The following is a 16,709-nucleotide window of genomic DNA, read 5'->3' on the forward strand; positions in this document are numbered from 1 at the left end:
TTTTATGAGAAATTTTTAATAATCTTTTCATTAACCCTTCATGAAAACGTAGCTTATATACTTTACTATAATACTTATGAGAGACATAAAAGAATTGAAATAGCAATCCCCTATGTAAATAAGGTATAATCTACATATGGTGAACCTTTTATGCAATTAAATAAAAGGTTCTTATACTCAAAAATTCATAAACTAGAAGGTGCAACAATGTTAAGTAGTTTTATTCATTCAGTATTAACGTTTTTTGAAGGATTAGGTTATTGGGGCATTATGCTTGGACTTATGATTGAGATTATCCCAAGTGAAATTGTCCTTGCTTATGCAGGATACTTAGTATTCAATGGAAGTATCTCATTTATAGGCGCAGTTGTATTCGGTACAATTGGCGGTGTTATTGCCCAAATCTTTATTTATTGGCTTGGACGATATGGTGGACGCCCTATATTAGAACGTTATGGAAAATATATTTTCATACATAAAAAGCAAATAGACGCTGCAGAAGATTGGTTTAATCGTTACGGAACTGGTGTCATTTTTACAGCACGCTTCATTCCAGTAGTGCGTCATGCGATTTCAATTCCTGCTGGTATTACAAAAATGCCTTTACTACGTTTCACTACACTAACAGCACTTGCGATTATCCCTTGGTCTATCATTTTCATTTATTTAGGTGAAAAGCTAGGTGAAAATTGGGAAAATATTAACGATATTGCTGGTCCGTATGTGAAATCATTCGCAATTGGTGGCGTCGTACTTATACTTTTATACTTCGTTATAAAAAAATGGACAAAAAAGCGTAAAAATCTTGCTTAAGAATATAAAAAAGCCGCTATAAATTCAGAATTATAGCGGTTTTTTATTTATATTAATCTTCAGGAATTATATAACACCTTTCCATCTACATTTACATGGATAAGCAACCATTCAATCATTTCTTTCGTATATTATCTCAAAAAGGAGTGATTCCCCTATGCATTGGCAGCAAAAAATACCATACTTAATCGGACGCCCTATCGGTATCTCTTTCATAAATGGGCAAGGAACTTCTGGTGTATTATGTTCAGCGCATGATGGTCAATTATATGTGTATGAATACCTTTATCAAGCCCAGTTCGCAATGAAACATTATGATTATGGACAGATTCAAGATATACATGCATTCCCAAATTGTCCTCACCAAAATCCTCTATACTAAAAAAAACGGAACGGCTCATAGCCATTCCGATTTCTATACTTTATTTCTCAGAATTAAATTTATGCACTGCTTCATCAAAATAAATCCAACCTTTCCAGCCCAAATGAATCGTATCTTTTAAGAAATACTTATCATATTCATGACCAGAGAAATCAACTACTGGATATCCTGCTTTCTCAACCTGTTCTCGAACTTTTTTATAATACACTTCACGGCGTTCTTTCGGGAAGCCAGTATAATCATACCAAGGCCCATTTACGGGTACAGAAATAAAGAGTGGTTTGACATTTTTCTCTTTAAATAAATCTAAAATAATTTGTAAATCATCGTATTCTGGTGATTCATCATATGTTTCATTTGCTCTAAAGTTTTTTAAACCTTTTAGTTTTTTCTTCAGATTATTCTTATGATAATACGGATTTTCAATTCCGAATGTATTTGTAGTAGACTCTGCTTTCCCTTCTTGTTCTGCGTGTTTACGTGCGTCTTCCCAAGAAATTGAACGAAGTCCGATATTTGTTTTCTCTTTCATCGGTTCGATTTTAAATAAAGAGTTAAATAAATCTCTATGATCTAAAATATTTCGATGCATATAAGCAAGTGGTTTAACTAAACCTGCTTTTATGTTATGTTTCGTATCATTATATACAATACCTTCTAATGAATTTTTTAATATATCATCTTCTTGAACAACTTTATAATCTAATAGCCGTTTCGCGATTTGCTTCTTCATTCCTGGATTTATCTCATCATTAAAAATAAAATGATATGCTTGTTGTTTGGAGAAATTATTAGTGAAATCCCCTTGTGATACACCAGTCTTTGTAAACCATTGTGGTGAAAGAACAAACACTACTTTTTTACCTTCTAATTCATCCATAGTAGATGTCATATTTAAAATATGAGCTAAACTTTGTGTACCACCAGTTCCAATTAAAAACGGTGTAAAACCAGCTGGATTTACTTTGAAATAATTAGACGGATGATATGCATCCATTCGTAAAAATTCTGATGAACCGTACATCGGTAAATACTGTGAATTCTCTAACATTTTTTGCTGTAAGAAAACACTTTGTAATTTCTCTTTTTGTAAAGAAGTTGCCGCATCTTCTACCTTCTTATCACTAATAAGCGATACTAAACTTTTCGATGGGATTAGAATGATAATGAAAAAAAGCACACACGCTAAAATTATAGGACCAAAAGCATGCTTCATTTTCATCTTCTGTCCCTCTTTCTATCGTTATTAAATTGTAACCCTTGTTTTTGACACGTCATCTTTTCTCTCCTTTGTCTCTATACATGTTCCATTCTATTTATCTATTATATACATGTATGTATTTCCTTCCTTGTTCTATTAAGCCCTATATAAATAGCGCAAGAAAATGTTTCCATAGAAACATGTTAATTATACAAGATTCTACATAAATTTCACACTGGAATTTTAGTAATAATTTTATTTTTTAACAATGAAAAAATATATGAAATGTCTAGAATTCTTTGGATGATGTATGGAGTTCAAAATATGATAATAAGCGCCCGCTATGATCAACTTCATGAGTATATATAAACCCGAGCTTTCGTAAAAGTTTTTTCGAGCTCTCATTTGCTACTTTAACTCTAGCAATTATTCTTGTTACATTCAAAGTCTCTATTGCATATTTAATGGAAGCCTCTGCTGCTTCTAATGCATACCCATTCCTCCAATGTTCTGGGTCAAGAAGATACATAATTTCTATTTCACCTGTTTCATCTACCTTTCTTAAACCACAATGTCCTAAAAGCTTTCCTGTTTCACTATTAAATAACAACCATACCCCGAAGTCATACTGTTCCCAATGTAAGATAAGTTGCCCAATATAATCATTTGTTTCTTCCTTCGACATTCCTCTTGATTTAGCCAGCCATTTGCCAACAGTATCTTTTTTTAATATGTTATAAAACTGATCAATATCTTCTACAATTGGTTTCCTCATAAATAATCTTTTTGCATAAATTACTTTCTCTTCTTCAAACATAGACATCATTTTCCCTCCAAATACTGTTTACAGACTAATAAATTATACCATGAACTATTTTTCTAACTTTAAATAAGAAAAAACAGACTATCACATACGTGAAGTCTGTTTCCCCATTCTTTTATTTTTGTAAATCTGCCCATTTTAAACTTGTAGCTGGACCAAATTGATGTACATATAAATCTTTCACATATGGTTTTTGTAAGTAAGATAATCCACGCTGGAATACCGGTGCAATTACTGCATCATCAAGTAGCATTTTTTCAGCATCTTGCATTGCTTTCCAGCGAGCCTTTTCATCATTACCTAATTCTGTTTTAATCTTCTTAATTAATGCATCATATTCTGGATTTGCATATTCTGTATTATTAACACTGCTTCCAGAAAGGAATACTTCTAAGTAAGTCATTGGATCTGGATAATCTGGTAACCAGCGTGATAACGACATTTCATATTCTTTCTTCTTCTCAAGTGCTAATTTTTGCGTATGCGGCTGTAATTTCACATTCACTTTTAATCCTGGTAAGTTTTTCTCAAGCTGCTCTTTAATGTACTCTCCAACTTTTTTAAAGTTTTCTAAGTCATAATTTAATAATTCTAAAGTCACTTCATTTGTACCTGTCTCTTGTTTTGCTTTCTCCCAATATTCCTTCGCCTGTTTTACATTTGTCTTATTAAACTCACCAGACGTACTTCTAAAATCTTTCTTATCTGGGCCCTTTAAAAATCCTTTTGGTACGTAATAGTTCGCTGCAACCGATCCATCATTTAAAAATGAATCTGCGAGTCCCTTCTTATCAAAAACTGTACTTAGCGCAAGACGTGCATTTTTATTTTTAAGAATCGGTACATTTTCATTAAATCGGAAGAAGTACATAACTGGATCTGTATATTGTTTTAGCTCTTTATTATTTTTATATTTATCTACGAATTCTGTAGAAATAACAGCTCTATCAACTTTATCTGTTTCATATAAATTTACCGCAGTTGAAATTTCTTTTACAATTTGATAGTTTACTTCATCTAACTTCACTTCTTTTTTATCCCAATACTTATCGTTTTTCTTCATTGTAAAGCTAGCTTCATGCTTCCACTCTGATAATGTAAACGGTCCATTATATACCGCTTTATTTGCTTCTAATCCATATTTATCACCTTGCTCTTTCGCATATTTTTCGTTAATTGGATAGAAGGATGGTAAAATTAATAATTTCGTAAAATACGGTACAGGATGTTCTAGCTCTACGACGAATGTTTTATCATCCTTCGCTTTTACTCCTAATTCATCTAGACCTAGTTGTTTTTTATTTATCTTCTCAGCATTTTTTACATCGTACGCAATGTATGCATATTGAGAAGCTGTATCTGGATTAATCAATTGCTTCCAAGCGTATACGTAATCATGGGCGGTTACTGGATCTCCGTTAGACCATTTCGCATCACGCAATTGGAATGTATATGTCTTTCCATCTTTACTCACTTCATATTTTTGTGCGCCGGCTTCAATTTCTTCATCATTTTTCGATAGACGAAATAGTCCTTCCATTACGTTATTCAAAACGTTAAACGAGACTGCATCTGTTACTTTCCCTGAATTTAACGACGGAATTTCACCCGTTTCTAGTAACTGTAATACTTTCTTCTCATCTTTCGGCTTTGTTGCAGTTTTTTCTTTTGCGCAGCCAACTAAAAATGAAGAAACTAATAGAGTACTAACTAATGAATAACGAACAACTTTTTTCATTTAAAAACCCCCTCTATTTTTAAGGTAAGTAACGACGAGCACCAGCGTATTCTTCTATATATCCTGGTGTATTTAGCGGTATAATCTCTACCGATCTTTCAGCTCTTGGTGAGTGAATCATATTGCCATCACCAATATACATTGCGACGTGATGGACACTACCTTTCCCTTGATCATGTGCAAAGAAAATTAAATCTCCCTTTTGTAGATTTTCTTTATCAACTGCAACTCCTGCTCTTGATTGCGGTCCAGAATCTCGCGGAATTGTAATGCCGTGCGATTTATAGATCGTATGCGTGAAGCCAGAGCAATCAAATCCAAAACCACTTGTACCAGCCCATATATACGGTAATCCTAAAAACATTTTCCCTGTGTTAATTAAATCATCGGCCGCCGGAGTTGGAATATCAGTTTGAGATTGGTAAACTGTTCCATCATTTTTACGTATCCATGCTTTTTGCCCATTTGGCAACAATACACGGTATGAAATTGTGTCTTCACTTAATAGCGGCAGTCTTGTATTATAACTGACTTCAAGTGATTTATGTTTTTCAGAAGGGTTTATATATAAAATCGCTGTTGGTTTGGTTATTAAGACAAAAGGTTCATTTGTTTTATCTGCAAATTCTTGATTATATGTTAATTGTTTTTCAGGCATCCAGCCCGGATAACCTTCTTCATTTCGGGGTGTTGGCTGTCCATGCACTAATACCTTCACCCATTCGCCTTTCTTATCAATAACAGTTACTTCTTGACCGAGTAACGCTTGTGTTTCTAATTTATTTGCATTTGTTAACCATAGTTTCTCGTCAAGTGTCATTGATTTCGTCCATTTCCATAGATCCACTGGATTTGTTGTACTCGGTGTATCGATTGGCCTTAATGAATCAGGTACTGTCCATAACGTTGCAGCAGATACATCTATAAATGCTTTATTATCCTTCTTTTCTTCAGCATTTGCCGATGTAAACGATGAAAATAAAAATAAAGTTGTTAAAAATGCAGTTCCTACTTTTTTCATATTTATCCCCCTTAAAAGATAGTTTACTAGTCTCTTCTCCTAAGACTTACTATTCACTGTCGATTGAAGGTTTACCTTTGATCCAGAATAAGTCATTCCTTCTGGCTCTTCCATTAACCAAAGCGGTGCATCAAGATCAAAATAATGAATATTAGGATGCGCTGCCGCTAAATGCGCAACAGCACTAACGGAAAGTGAAGATTCCATCATGCTGCCCACCATACACTTCACACCAGCTGTTTCTGCGATATCTGCAATACGCCATGCTTCACGTATACCACCACATTTCATTAATTTAATATTAATGAAATCTGCATATCTTCCTTGAACGAGCTTTAATGCGTCACTTGCTGAAAATATACTTTCATCGGCCATAATTGGCGTTTGCACACGATCTTTGACATACTTTAACCCATCCCAATCTTTCGCGTGTACTGGTTGTTCAATAAATTCTATATTTAAATTACGATTTTCCATCTCTTGAATGATAGAGATCGCTTCTTTTGGACTCCAACCTTGATTCGCATCTAAACGTAATATCGTATTTCTTGGTACCACATTTCGAATTGCCTCAATACGTTCCAAATCTAAATGCGCCTCTTTACCCACTTTAATCTTTAATGTTTGAAATCCTTTTTCTATATGTTTCTTCGCTTCTTTTGCCATTAATACAGGCTCATCCACACTCACTGTAATATCAGTATGAATTTCTTTCTTCCCGCCTAACAAGGCATATAACGGCACATTTTGATATTGGCAATATACATCATATAAAGCGATATCTACCGCTGCTTTCGCACTGGAATTTCCAATACAACTCATTTGAATGCCCTGTAGTAACTGCTGAAACTGAATGATATTTTGACCAATTAAACATGAACGCATCGGTCCTAAAATCGCTTCTTCCATTCCGCTGGTGAAATCCCCCGTAATAACTGGCGTTGCGGCTGCAGCCCCCTTACCAATCACTCCTTCGTCTGTATGAATATAAACATCTATACTTTCAATTTCTGTTACAGTACGAAGCGCGGTTTTAAACGGTGTATGCAGTTTTACACGTCTACGATTTACTTTTACATCTGTAATTTTCATTTTGTTCATCCTTTCATTCTCCAATGAAGTGAAATTTTAATCCACCGGAGATTTATACCCACGGATTATTAGGTAAACCTATTGGGCATTTACTCTTCTATCTCTCTACTTTGTTTTCGTTCACTTTTGATGTAGGACGATAATGTGAAATAAAAAAATCCAGCCATAAGAATGATTCTTACGGCTGGATTTTGTCTATGATTGAGTAGACAAAGCAGCAATCTGATTATATTTTTTCTGTGCATCTTTTAGCGCTACAAGTAACGCTTTTTGAGAAGAACCGAAATATCGGTTCTTTACTTCCATTACTAACGCCGGGTCATTTATATTTTTATGTAGAAATAAATATTTAACAAATTGAGATGTTAATGCAATTGTCGCTGAGCAGTCTGCATCTACAATTTCCCCTGTATCCTTAACAAGTATAAATGCTACGAAATAGCTTTTAAACTTTTCAGTAATGGGATTATTTTGAGGTGCTTTCGCATCCCCTACGATATAAATTGTATTTGAAGCGTACACAGCTATCTTCCTTTCTTATACGAGGATAACGGGTTTCTTAATAGTCGTATGAGCGAGGAACTCAACGTTGATTAAAAAATGTATCCGCTTACCTTGTATTATAATATAATTGACAGAATTTTAACAACATTTATTTTAGTGCATATTCCATATTTATGAAAATAGCTTAAACTCTTCATTTCTACAATATGTGATTGTTCCTTGTACCATGACATTCATACATAAAAAACTGCACCCCCAATTGTTAGACGGTGTCTAACAATTGGGGGTGCAGTTCAATGGCTAACTGTTTTTATTACTTTGGCATCACAAATATAGTTTCATTTGACTTAGAAAATTGATACTCTTTTCTCGCTAACTTCAAAATTTCTTCCTCATCGTCTGTTAAATTTTCTATGTTAGTCTTTAAAGAATCTTTATCTTTCTTTAAAGATACTAATCGCTTCTTTTGATCCGTAATCGTATCTTTCTTTTTATCAATTACTTCTTGTTGTTTCGTTAAAATATATTGAACATATAGAGTAGTTGCCGCAATAAAAAGGACCATTAAAATAAGTCGCCTTAACTTCTTTTTATTTATCCTACGCTTGTCACTAGGTTGTGATAATTGCTCTGGTATATTAGGAACATTTACTCGCTCGAGTTTCCTCATTCAAATCCCCCTAACCCATATTTTTCACTACCATCGGCACGTTTTCTTACTAAACTAAATTCTATTCTTATAAAATAAACTCCTTCACAAAAATATCCCATAAATTAACCAATTAAAGATAGCATTCGACGACATTTCCATATTTACACCGATTTTTTTTATACATGCTGCTATAAAATAGTAGTTTCTGTAATTCTTTTTCTACTATTGTAGAAGAGTTTTTTCACACACAAAATTCCTTCCCCACATATCCATGTTATAACATGCTTACAAGGAGGGGGAATATGCATTACCGCACATTAGGTAAAACTGGAATAACTGTTTCTGAAATAGGTTTTGGCGCATGGGCAATCGGTGGTGATGAATGGGGACCTGTTAACGATAAACAATCTATAACCGCTATAAAAAAAGCAATTGAGTGTGGTGTGAATTTTATTGATACTGCGGATGTGTATGGTTTAGGACATAGTGAAAAGTTGGTAGCTACCGCGATTAAAGGACATCGTAATGATATTATCCTATCAACGAAAGGTGGTTTAATCGGACATCACTACGACCCTAATGGAGTTCCTGTATATGATACTCCCGAAAAAATCATCGCCGTATTCGAAACAAGTTTACAACGTCTTCAAACAGATTATATTGATCTTTATTTTTGTCATATTTGGTGGCATAATCGTAGAGAAACAGAAGCATTTCTACGTGCATTTGACATATTAAAACGTGATGGCAAAGTAAGAGCAGTCGGTGTTTCGACTCATGATTTACAATACATTCATCATTTCAATAACAACAACGAAATTGATATCGTACAACTTGATTACAATATATTAAATCGAAAACCAGAAAAAGATATATTACCATTCTTACAAGAGAAAAATCTAGGAGCTGTTATTCGTGGTCCATTAAAAATGGGCATTTTAACTGGAAAATTCACAAATAAAACAATTTTTCCAGATGGAGATTTACGCAAAGATTGGCCAAATGAAACTTGGTTTCAAGAAGACTTACAAACCGTAGAGAAACTTCGGCTGCTCTCAAATAAAAATCAGACCCTAGGGCAACTTGCACTTCGCTATGTACTCTCTCATCCGGCAGTAAGTGTTGTAATTCCTGGTGCAAAAACAGGAACACAAGCACAAGAAAATGCAAATGCATCTGTTCGCCCTATTTTGAGTGATGAAGAGCTTAACTATATTCATTCAATATAAAAAGCCCAATCCGGGCTTTTTAATTTGGCAAACTAATATCATACTCCATTCGCTTCGCTGTGTCCTCCGCAACATGCACACCTAACAAGTTTTTCACAATATGAAATGCCATATTAATTCCAGCTGAAATTCCGGCAGATGTTATAATATGTCCTTCATCTACAAACTTTACATTTTCTATAACTTTAACATTTTGAAACTCATTTTTAAACTTTTCAATACTAGCCCAATGTGTTGTTGCTTTTAAACCTTCCAGTAAACCTGCTTTCGCCAGTAATAGCGCTCCTGTACAAACTGAAGTCATCAGCTTTACTTCTTTCATTTGTTGGCGAATCCATTTTATTACTATTTCATTTTTCATTTCATATTTTCTAGCACCTAGTCCACCCGGAATTATTAAAATATCCACTGGTGGTAAATTTTCAATACTATAATCTGGCTGTACCTTCAATCCATTCCTTGCTGTAATCATTTCCCCATTCTCGCTAACTGTATAAACAGTAAATGTTTTTTCTTCATTCACCTCAGTCACAGAAAAAACTTCAAATGGCCCTGCAAAGTCTAACACTTCTACTTCATTAAATAAAAATATACCAACACTCCATTTATTCATCATAAGTTCACTTCCTGTTTCAAATGATGTAAAAGGTGATTATATCCTTTTTCTAATGCAATATCATACGCTGTTTTCCCATCATTTTTCTTAATCATCTTATTAGCTCCATTTTTAAGGAGCAACATAATTATTTCTTCATTTCCTAATAATGCTGCTTCGTGGAGTCCTGTCCAGCCACCACTTTGCATAATATTTACATCTGATCCTTTTTCAATTAAGAAAGCGACAAGTTCACTTTGCTTGTTCGCAATTGCCGCTTGCAAAGGTGTATTTTCATTTTCGTTTTTCGCTCTACTATGTAAATCTGCACCGCTTTCTAAAAGAAAACTCGCTATTTCTTTCTGTCCAAAATAAGCTGCTAAATGAAGTGGTGTCCAGCCATCTTCACTACATTCGTTAACAATACTTGGACTCGCCTTTATAAACTTCACTACTTTTTCCTTATTACCACTTATAACAGCTTGTGCTATTGATTGTAAATGCTCCATAATAATCTCCCATCCTTCAAAATATTTAAGCATCTCCTTCTACATGTTCTATTAATTATTATATTTTCCTTTTAAAATCTTAAGTTTACATAATAATATTATATATATTACTTTTTTGTGCTTAATGGCTGAATAGCAATAATGTTAAAAATACTGCCTTTAAACAATGAAGACCATGATTTCATTAGAGTTACTGAAAAAGCAAGCAAAAAACTATACACATAGTTTTCATCATATTTGTTCAGTTTCATGAACTAAAACAGGTAATGTTTATTCTGCTATTTATGCTTTCAACATATCAAATAATATTATTCCAATAAAAAAACAATCCCTTTTTAAAATGGATTGTTTTTTTATTTCTTTTTTATACTGTTTATTTTATTTTTGTATTTTCGATGATGAAATAATTACATTTACAAAAATGAAACGATACTATCTTAAACTCTCTTATAGTAAATTTTTCGTTTGAAAACAAAAAACACACTTCCACCTTACGATTGAAAAAACATATGTAAAAGTCTCTAAAACAGCTGCCTTATCATACTAATCTATAGCAATTCTGTCTTCTTCCCTTACCTGTTTCCTTTAACACATACGATTTTAAAACTAGCGCCGTTAATGAATCTGTTAATGTTTTATATGATAAATTTGATAATGCCAATAGATCGTTCGTATATAGCATTCTATGCTTCTCTAATAATAATAGTACTAATCGTTCAGACGGTTTTAATGCCTCATCACTTTCTAGTATAAAGTCTATATTTTTCATTTCTCTAATTATTACTCCTTATATAAAAAAATACTTTAGACGCTTATTTAATATAAAAATAATACATAACAAAATTATAAATATATTAAAATAGCACCATCTAAAAACACTATTATACTATAACATAGAAGTAGTGTTTCCCCAAATAGGAAATGCTTTTTTATATCGCTTATAAGATTCTTGCAAACCTACATAATATTTTGTACCATTACCCGCCAAGTTTTCTTCTAATTTCGCTGCTCATCCTGATGTATTTGTAATCAATGAAGTTCTTCTAAATTTATAAACAAATAAAAAACGGTTCGTCTATCATGCCCTAAACATGAATGACAACCGTTTTCCAGCTTCTTCTTAATTAACATGTTCTATCTTAAATATTTCTTGCAATATGCGGCTTACTGTAATGACTTGTTCCACCGCCACCAACTACTACTTTACCGCCTTTTTCGAAAATTAATAATTTACTTGAACCATCTGCAAGAAGCACTATTACTTCAGCATTATTACTTGTTGCTACATAAATTACATAACCACTCTTTGATATACAAGTTTCCCAATTCGAATCAAATTCTGATCTTACTACACGATTTGAATACACTTGATTTTCAATTCTATCTTGTTCTACGTTTTCCAAATTGATTCCTCCCACTTCACTAAAATAGCATTTATAGGAAAATAACAGCCCTATATAAAATAGTAGCCGACTTTAACATAAATAGTATATGTAATTAGTAGGAGAATGCTTGGACAACGAAAACGAAATAGACTTCAAAAATTTCACAATTGAAACTTCTCTTTAATCATTTCCGCTACTTCTTTTGCACTCAAATACGTGTTATTAATTTTTATATACTCTTCTTTTTCAATTTCACCATGAAGAGAGTTTAATCTATGCTTTTTCATCGTTTCTTTCAAATTATTTTCAGACCACTCAATATCTCTTTTTTTCGGTTTATGTTCTAATCTATTCGGGCTTTTATTTCGTTCTAATCTTTCATCTAATTCTGCTTCCAGCTCTACAAAATACACTGTCCCACCTTTTGATTCAAAAATACTTTCTACATGATGTATATAATCCCAATCCGCTTGGAGGTCAAATGCCCATATATACGTAAAAATCATTCCAGATAAATCACTTTTAGATACTTCTTCAAATATTTCATTACGAAATAAACTTACTAGTCTTTTTGCTTCTTTCGTACTGTAATCAAAAATTGGACTTACTAAATCAATTGTCATGTGGTTATGAAAAAGTTTTAAACCGGTTAATGTTGCTAATTCTTGCCCCACTGTCATTTTTCCAACTGCTTGTGGGCCAAATATTAATATAAGTTTCATTTATTTCCTTCCAATCTTTCTCTATAAACCATTACATAAAATAAAAAATAGGGCAGCCGATTTTAAATCGATTGCCTTATTTTTTATTCATAGTTTTAGTTCTATTCTTTTCGCACAGCTTCAAAAGTAATCATTTGATTTGCATTTGACGGTTCTTTTTCATAATCATATTCAGCAGAACACGTAATATTAGAGAAACCTATACTTTCTAAAAGAAGTTTAAACTCTTCTATTCCATACCAGCGCAGCGCAAAGCGTTGTAGTTCTGTTTGTACTAACTGTCCTTTACTCCACTTTTCATATTTCAAATATGACACAGTAACTTGGTTCAGCCAATCTATTTCAATTGATTTATTTTCTAATGTGATTCCGTCTCCACTCGACAAAGAGAAAGTCGATGTATGAATTTCCCCAGTCTTCCAGTCATGCGGAAGCATAATATCTACGATTAATCGTCCATCTGGATTAAGATGTTCATAAAAACATTTCAATGCATTTATAGAATCCACACGATTTTCAATTAAACAAAAAGATCCAGTAGGAATGATAATTGTGTCATATTTATACGGAAGTGAAAATTGTTGCAAGCTTCCTTCATATAAATTAGGATGTAAGCCTCTCTCTTTACAGCGCTTACGGCAAGAATCTAGCATTTCAGGTGAATAATCTATCCCATCCACTTTAAAACCAGCCTCTAGAAGCGTAATGATGACACGTCCTGAACCTACTGCGGCTTCGAGGATTCTTCCTCTACAATCTTTTAAACGTTTTTTGTAATACTCAATATCACCATTTAAAGAATAACCGACTGGTTTTGTGTAATCATACAGTTCTGTACAAAGTGTACTATAAAAGCTAAACATTTATTTTCTCCTCCGTTTTTACGTACGGAAGATTTCAATTCAACTAATCTTCCTGCACCTCTGATTTTAATGATATTTCGAAAGAGCTGACTGTCATAATATATCACTCACTTTCCATAGAATATAATGATATTGTATTACATAACCTTCCAATTTGAAATATAAAAATTAAAAATTCAGACTACAAATTAAAGAGCTTACTTTAGTAAGCTCTTTAGAAAAAATATTTATTTCACAATCGGCAATGTCACTTCACTTAATTTCACTGTAAGTTTCGTGCCAGCTTTCGGTCTAATTGTATAATCATAATCACTTGCAATTAAAACAACTCCGATTTGATGCCCCGCTTTAAATACATAATCATCTGGCTGCATGTCCCATGTAAATGTATAATCTTTGCCCGGTTGAATCGCTGTTGAATTTTCTATACTCTTTAAGTTTTGTGGATCCATCCAGCCTCTCGTTACGATTTCCGGCTTCGCTCCTCCATAGTCAACAAGTAATGCTGTTAAATTTGATACAGATCGATCAATATTTCCTGTAATTGAAATCTTTGGTGTACCACTTATACGCGTATCTTTTTGCAGTACAGGCATTGTATATACTAATCGATTTGCTACTTCTAATTCTGGGTTTGCTACTAATTGGTTTGATTTCATTTGTGCATCATCTAAGAATGAGAAAACTTTATTAGCCGATCCCATACTTAATGGCAAATTGACTAATTTATTACTTAAATACATACGGATTTTTGAAGGTACAGCTGATGGATCTGGCCAATTTTTTATCTTTTGCCACGTTTTATTTTCTCTTTGCACATCAACCATTGGTTCATCCATAATTCCATTTTCAATTCCGTATAACCAATAATCTAACCATTTATTTTGTGTTTGCTGCCAGTTATTACTTGATGTCCCACCGTGACCACCTTGATGTAGCCACATTTTACGAGGAACATTATTTTCTCCAAGTGCTTCCCACCATTGCGCGAACTGTTTTGTTTTAACATTCCAATCGTTTAAACCATGAACAACAAATACACTCGCTTTTACATTTTTAGCATCTTTTACATAGTTACGTTTATCCCAAAAATCATTATAATTACCTGTTTTTCTGTCTTGTCCAGCCGTTAACTCTTTTATAACTTGTCCGCAAACTTCAGGGTTTTCCCTTGTCAGTACTGCTTCTGCCATATTATCTGTATCTTCCCCTTGATATCCGCCTGGAGCAATGACTGCACCATTTGCACGATAATAATCATACCAACTACTAATTGCTGCGATTGGAATAATTGTTTTTAAACCTTCGACTCCAGTAGTCGCAACAGCATTTGGTAAAGTACCATTATAGGAAACTCCAGTCATACCTACATTTCCTGTAGACCAATTTGCCTGAACTTCCTCACCCTGTTCTGTAAATGCTTTCGCGCGACCGTTTACCCAATCAATAACAGATTTTGTCCCGAGTATCTCTTGTTCATCTCCAGTTGTAGGGCATCCATCTGATTTTCCAGTACCGATACTTTCGCCTAGAATAACTGCATAACCTCTTGGCACGTAATAGTTCCCATACGAACCAAGATTAACCGCTCCATACGGTTTTCCTTCATACGCATACAATTCTTCATCTACATTATATACAGGAACATCTTTTAATCCAGATCGATATGGACTCATTTCATAAATAACAGGAACTTTCACATTCGGATCTGTCTTTGGACGCATAACTTTTATCGATACTCTGTCTTTCTTACCGTCTCGATCACTATCAACTTCTGTCTCTACATATAAATTTTCGATAATAGCTTCATCGAGAGAATAAATCGGTTTTGTCATCCCATTTTCTAATTCAATTTTCGTACTTTTAGTCTCTTCCTTCTTCTCTGCATGCACATCCATAGTAAAGCTAGGTATAATTGTTGCAGATAGCATTGCTGACAGTGTAATTGCCATTTTCTTTTTACTCAAAATGTTCCCTCCCCTTATTCGTTCTCTTTTACTATATAACAAAATAACTGAAAATTCAGTTTTATTTTATATAAAAGTTGAGAAACTCAAAGATTTCTTATTAAGTAAAATTTAATGCAGGTATGAAAGTATTTTCCCACTTCCTCCTTCTTTATAAAGTGAAACTTTAATCAGCCCTCACCAATTGGGCATTTACGATCAGCAGGGCCACTTCTTTGCTTTCGCTGAATTTTGAGGTGGGGTCTTACTGCCCGGCAAATAGCGGGATAAATAGAGAAAAAGACAACCGATATTTCTATCGCTTGCCTTACATTCCATTTATTATTTTTCTAACTCTTTAAAGGTATCTTTCAAGTCTTTATCAGATACCTTTATATCTGCATTTTTAAGCAGTTCTCTAGTAACTTGTTGATGGAATTGAGGATCTTGTATACGTTGCTGTTCTAATTCTTTACGAATATTCTCTTTCTCTTCCTCATACGGTTTAAGCTCTTTTTTATCCGTTAGCTTAATAATATGATATCCGAAAGAAGATTTAACAGGTTCACTCAATTGACCAACTTCTAACTTATACGCAGCATCCTCAAATTCTTTCACCATCATACCAGGTCCAAATTCAGATAGTTCCCCACCTTTTTCTTTAGAACCTGGATCCTCTGAATATTGTTTAGCCAATGCCGCGAAATCTTCGCCACTATTTAATTTTTCTTTAATTTCTTTTGCTGTCTTTTCATCTTTTACTAAAATATGGCTAACTTGAAGCTTTGGCTTATAATGATCTTTAATATCTTTTTCCGTTACGGTTGCTTTAATAGCTTTTTCAAAAGCAAAAGTAAGCTTTAATTTCTCTTTCAACTGATCTTCATTTTTCACACCATTAGATTCCATATATGTATTAAAATTATCGCCCATCTTGTCTTTTAATTCTTTTAGTTGTTTCGTTACCTCTTCATCCGTAACTTTATATTTATCATTTAATACTTTTTCTACTACCATTTCAGATAAATTCTGTTTACCGTAGTTTTCTTTTAATTTTTTGTTAAAATCACTTTCTGAAATGCTTCCTGATTTTGTCGTTACAATATTATCTGATGAACCACATGCAGATAAAGATAACGTCATACCCATTAAAATGCTACCAATTACTAATTTCTTTCTTTTCAAATCTGAATACCTCACTTCATTAAATTCAAATATAACTATGTAAATATAA

General features: G+C 33.4%; 18 protein-coding genes. 3 read left to right on the forward strand and 15 right to left on the reverse strand.

The genetic code is table 11. The features are described 5' to 3' along the window. Positions 1-207: 207 nt before the first annotated feature. Complete coding sequence (gene uptA / locus ES895_RS14845; protein WP_000952913.1) at positions 208-813, forward strand: undecaprenyl phosphate transporter UptA; 606 nt, start codon at positions 208-210, stop codon at positions 811-813. Positions 814-970: 157 nt separating this feature from the next. Further along, complete coding sequence (locus ES895_RS14850) at positions 971-1,195, forward strand: hypothetical protein (protein ID WP_087875452.1); 225 nt, start codon at positions 971-973, stop codon at positions 1,193-1,195. 40 nt (positions 1,196-1,235) lie between these two features. Here the strand turns inward: ES895_RS14850 and dltD are convergent, their stop codons facing one another. From dltD to ES895_RS14885, 7 genes are all read right to left on the reverse strand, one after another. Further along, complete coding sequence (gene dltD, locus ES895_RS14855) at positions 1,236-2,417, reverse strand: D-alanyl-lipoteichoic acid biosynthesis protein DltD (protein WP_000782304.1); 1,182 nt, start codon at positions 2,415-2,417, stop codon at positions 1,236-1,238. 268 nt (positions 2,418-2,685) lie between these two features. After that, a complete protein-coding gene (locus ES895_RS14860; protein WP_135238452.1) occupies positions 2,686-3,219 on the reverse strand; it encodes a GNAT family N-acetyltransferase in 534 nt (177 codons plus the stop codon). Positions 3,220-3,334: 115 nt separating this feature from the next. After that, a complete protein-coding gene (locus tag ES895_RS14865) occupies positions 3,335-4,957 on the reverse strand; it encodes a peptide ABC transporter substrate-binding protein (protein ID WP_000758254.1) in 1,623 nt (540 codons plus the stop codon). Positions 4,958-4,976: 19 nt separating this feature from the next. Then, positions 4,977-5,978: a C40 family peptidase gene (locus ES895_RS14870; RefSeq protein WP_087875453.1), complete on the reverse strand. Its 1,002-nt coding sequence runs from the start codon at positions 5,976-5,978 to the stop codon at positions 4,977-4,979. A gap of 39 nt (positions 5,979-6,017) precedes the next feature. Further along, positions 6,018-7,079, reverse strand: a complete 1,062-nt coding sequence (locus tag ES895_RS14875) for a dipeptide epimerase (protein WP_135238453.1) — start codon at positions 7,077-7,079, stop codon at positions 6,018-6,020. Positions 7,080-7,265: 186 nt separating this feature from the next. Next, positions 7,266-7,592: a DUF3870 domain-containing protein gene (locus tag ES895_RS14880; protein WP_000271312.1), complete on the reverse strand. Its 327-nt coding sequence runs from the start codon at positions 7,590-7,592 to the stop codon at positions 7,266-7,268. A 295-nt stretch (positions 7,593-7,887) separates the two neighbouring features. Then, positions 7,888-8,244: an FtsB family cell division protein gene (locus tag ES895_RS14885; protein ID WP_001228372.1), complete on the reverse strand. Its 357-nt coding sequence runs from the start codon at positions 8,242-8,244 to the stop codon at positions 7,888-7,890. Between the two features lie 284 nt (positions 8,245-8,528). Here ES895_RS14885 and ES895_RS14890 point away from each other — a divergent pair, with 284 nt between their 5' ends. Next, positions 8,529-9,455, forward strand: coding sequence for an aldo/keto reductase (locus ES895_RS14890; protein WP_000559359.1), 927 nt, complete (start codon positions 8,529-8,531; stop codon positions 9,453-9,455). Positions 9,456-9,474: 19 nt separating this feature from the next. Here the strand turns inward: ES895_RS14890 and ES895_RS14895 are convergent, their stop codons facing one another. The 8 genes from ES895_RS14895 to ES895_RS14930 all read right to left on the reverse strand — a co-directional run bounded on the left by ES895_RS14895 (position 9,475) and on the right by ES895_RS14930 (position 16,660). Beyond that, positions 9,475-10,071 (reverse strand): DJ-1/PfpI family protein, encoded by a 597-nt coding sequence (locus ES895_RS14895; protein WP_098567278.1) that lies wholly within the window; start codon positions 10,069-10,071, stop codon positions 9,475-9,477. Further along, positions 10,068-10,559 (reverse strand): ankyrin repeat domain-containing protein, encoded by a 492-nt coding sequence (locus tag ES895_RS14900; protein ID WP_000400684.1) that lies wholly within the window; start codon positions 10,557-10,559, stop codon positions 10,068-10,070. Before ES895_RS14900 ends, ES895_RS14895 begins: the two co-directional genes overlap by 4 nt. A gap of 538 nt (positions 10,560-11,097) precedes the next feature. Further along, entirely contained in the window at positions 11,098-11,328 is a 231-nt protein-coding gene (locus ES895_RS14905; RefSeq protein WP_000789031.1) for a hypothetical protein, read from the reverse strand. 370 nt (positions 11,329-11,698) lie between these two features. After that, positions 11,699-11,962 carry a hypothetical protein gene (locus tag ES895_RS14910; RefSeq protein WP_000432429.1) on the reverse strand — a complete coding sequence of 88 codons (264 nt, stop codon included), beginning with the start codon at positions 11,960-11,962 and terminating at the stop codon, positions 11,699-11,701. Positions 11,963-12,105: 143 nt separating this feature from the next. Next, positions 12,106-12,666 (reverse strand): AAA family ATPase, encoded by a 561-nt coding sequence (locus ES895_RS14915; protein ID WP_000767062.1) that lies wholly within the window; start codon positions 12,664-12,666, stop codon positions 12,106-12,108. 101 nt (positions 12,667-12,767) lie between these two features. Beyond that, positions 12,768-13,529, reverse strand: a complete 762-nt coding sequence (locus ES895_RS14920; RefSeq protein ID WP_000490929.1) for a class I SAM-dependent methyltransferase — start codon at positions 13,527-13,529, stop codon at positions 12,768-12,770. A 227-nt stretch (positions 13,530-13,756) separates the two neighbouring features. Continuing rightward, positions 13,757-15,496 carry a Xaa-Pro dipeptidyl-peptidase gene (locus tag ES895_RS14925; RefSeq protein WP_000038302.1) on the reverse strand — a complete coding sequence of 580 codons (1,740 nt, stop codon included), beginning with the start codon at positions 15,494-15,496 and terminating at the stop codon, positions 13,757-13,759. Positions 15,497-15,817: 321 nt separating this feature from the next. Continuing rightward, the gene (locus ES895_RS14930; RefSeq protein ID WP_002103226.1) at positions 15,818-16,660 is read right to left on the reverse strand and encodes a peptidylprolyl isomerase PrsA; all 843 of its coding nucleotides are present in this window, start codon (positions 16,658-16,660) and stop codon (positions 15,818-15,820) included. Positions 16,661-16,709: the final 49 nt, after the last annotated feature.

This window comes from Bacillus sp. 007/AIA-02/001, assembly GCF_004634455.1.
Lineage (GTDB): Bacteria > Bacillota > Bacilli > Bacillales > Bacillaceae_G > Bacillus_A > Bacillus_A cereus.

Excerpts from the sequence above, each read along its gene's own strand:
- uptA (WP_000952913.1), top strand. The coding sequence starts at position 208 with ATGTTAAGTAGTTTTATTCATTCAGTATTAACGTTTTTTGAAGGATTA.
- ES895_RS14850 (WP_087875452.1), top strand. The coding sequence starts at position 971 with ATGCATTGGCAGCAAAAAATACCATACTTAATCGGACGCCCTATCGGT.
- dltD (WP_000782304.1), bottom strand. The coding sequence starts at position 2,417 with ATGAAAATGAAGCATGCTTTTGGTCCTATAATTTTAGCGTGTGTGCTT.
- ES895_RS14860 (WP_135238452.1), bottom strand. The coding sequence starts at position 3,219 with ATGTCTATGTTTGAAGAAGAGAAAGTAATTTATGCAAAAAGATTATTT.
- ES895_RS14865 (WP_000758254.1), bottom strand. The coding sequence starts at position 4,957 with ATGAAAAAAGTTGTTCGTTATTCATTAGTTAGTACTCTATTAGTTTCT.
- ES895_RS14870 (WP_087875453.1), bottom strand. The coding sequence starts at position 5,978 with ATGAAAAAAGTAGGAACTGCATTTTTAACAACTTTATTTTTATTTTCA.
- ES895_RS14875 (WP_135238453.1), bottom strand. The coding sequence starts at position 7,079 with ATGAACAAAATGAAAATTACAGATGTAAAAGTAAATCGTAGACGTGTA.
- ES895_RS14885 (WP_001228372.1), bottom strand. The coding sequence starts at position 8,244 with ATGAGGAAACTCGAGCGAGTAAATGTTCCTAATATACCAGAGCAATTA.
- ES895_RS14890 (WP_000559359.1), top strand. The coding sequence starts at position 8,529 with ATGCATTACCGCACATTAGGTAAAACTGGAATAACTGTTTCTGAAATA.
- ES895_RS14895 (WP_098567278.1), bottom strand. The coding sequence starts at position 10,071 with ATGATGAATAAATGGAGTGTTGGTATATTTTTATTTAATGAAGTAGAA.
- ES895_RS14900 (WP_000400684.1), bottom strand. The coding sequence starts at position 10,559 with ATGGAGCATTTACAATCAATAGCACAAGCTGTTATAAGTGGTAATAAG.
- ES895_RS14905 (WP_000789031.1), bottom strand. The coding sequence starts at position 11,328 with ATGAAAAATATAGACTTTATACTAGAAAGTGATGAGGCATTAAAACCG.
- ES895_RS14915 (WP_000767062.1), bottom strand. The coding sequence starts at position 12,666 with ATGAAACTTATATTAATATTTGGCCCACAAGCAGTTGGAAAAATGACA.
- ES895_RS14920 (WP_000490929.1), bottom strand. The coding sequence starts at position 13,529 with ATGTTTAGCTTTTATAGTACACTTTGTACAGAACTGTATGATTACACA.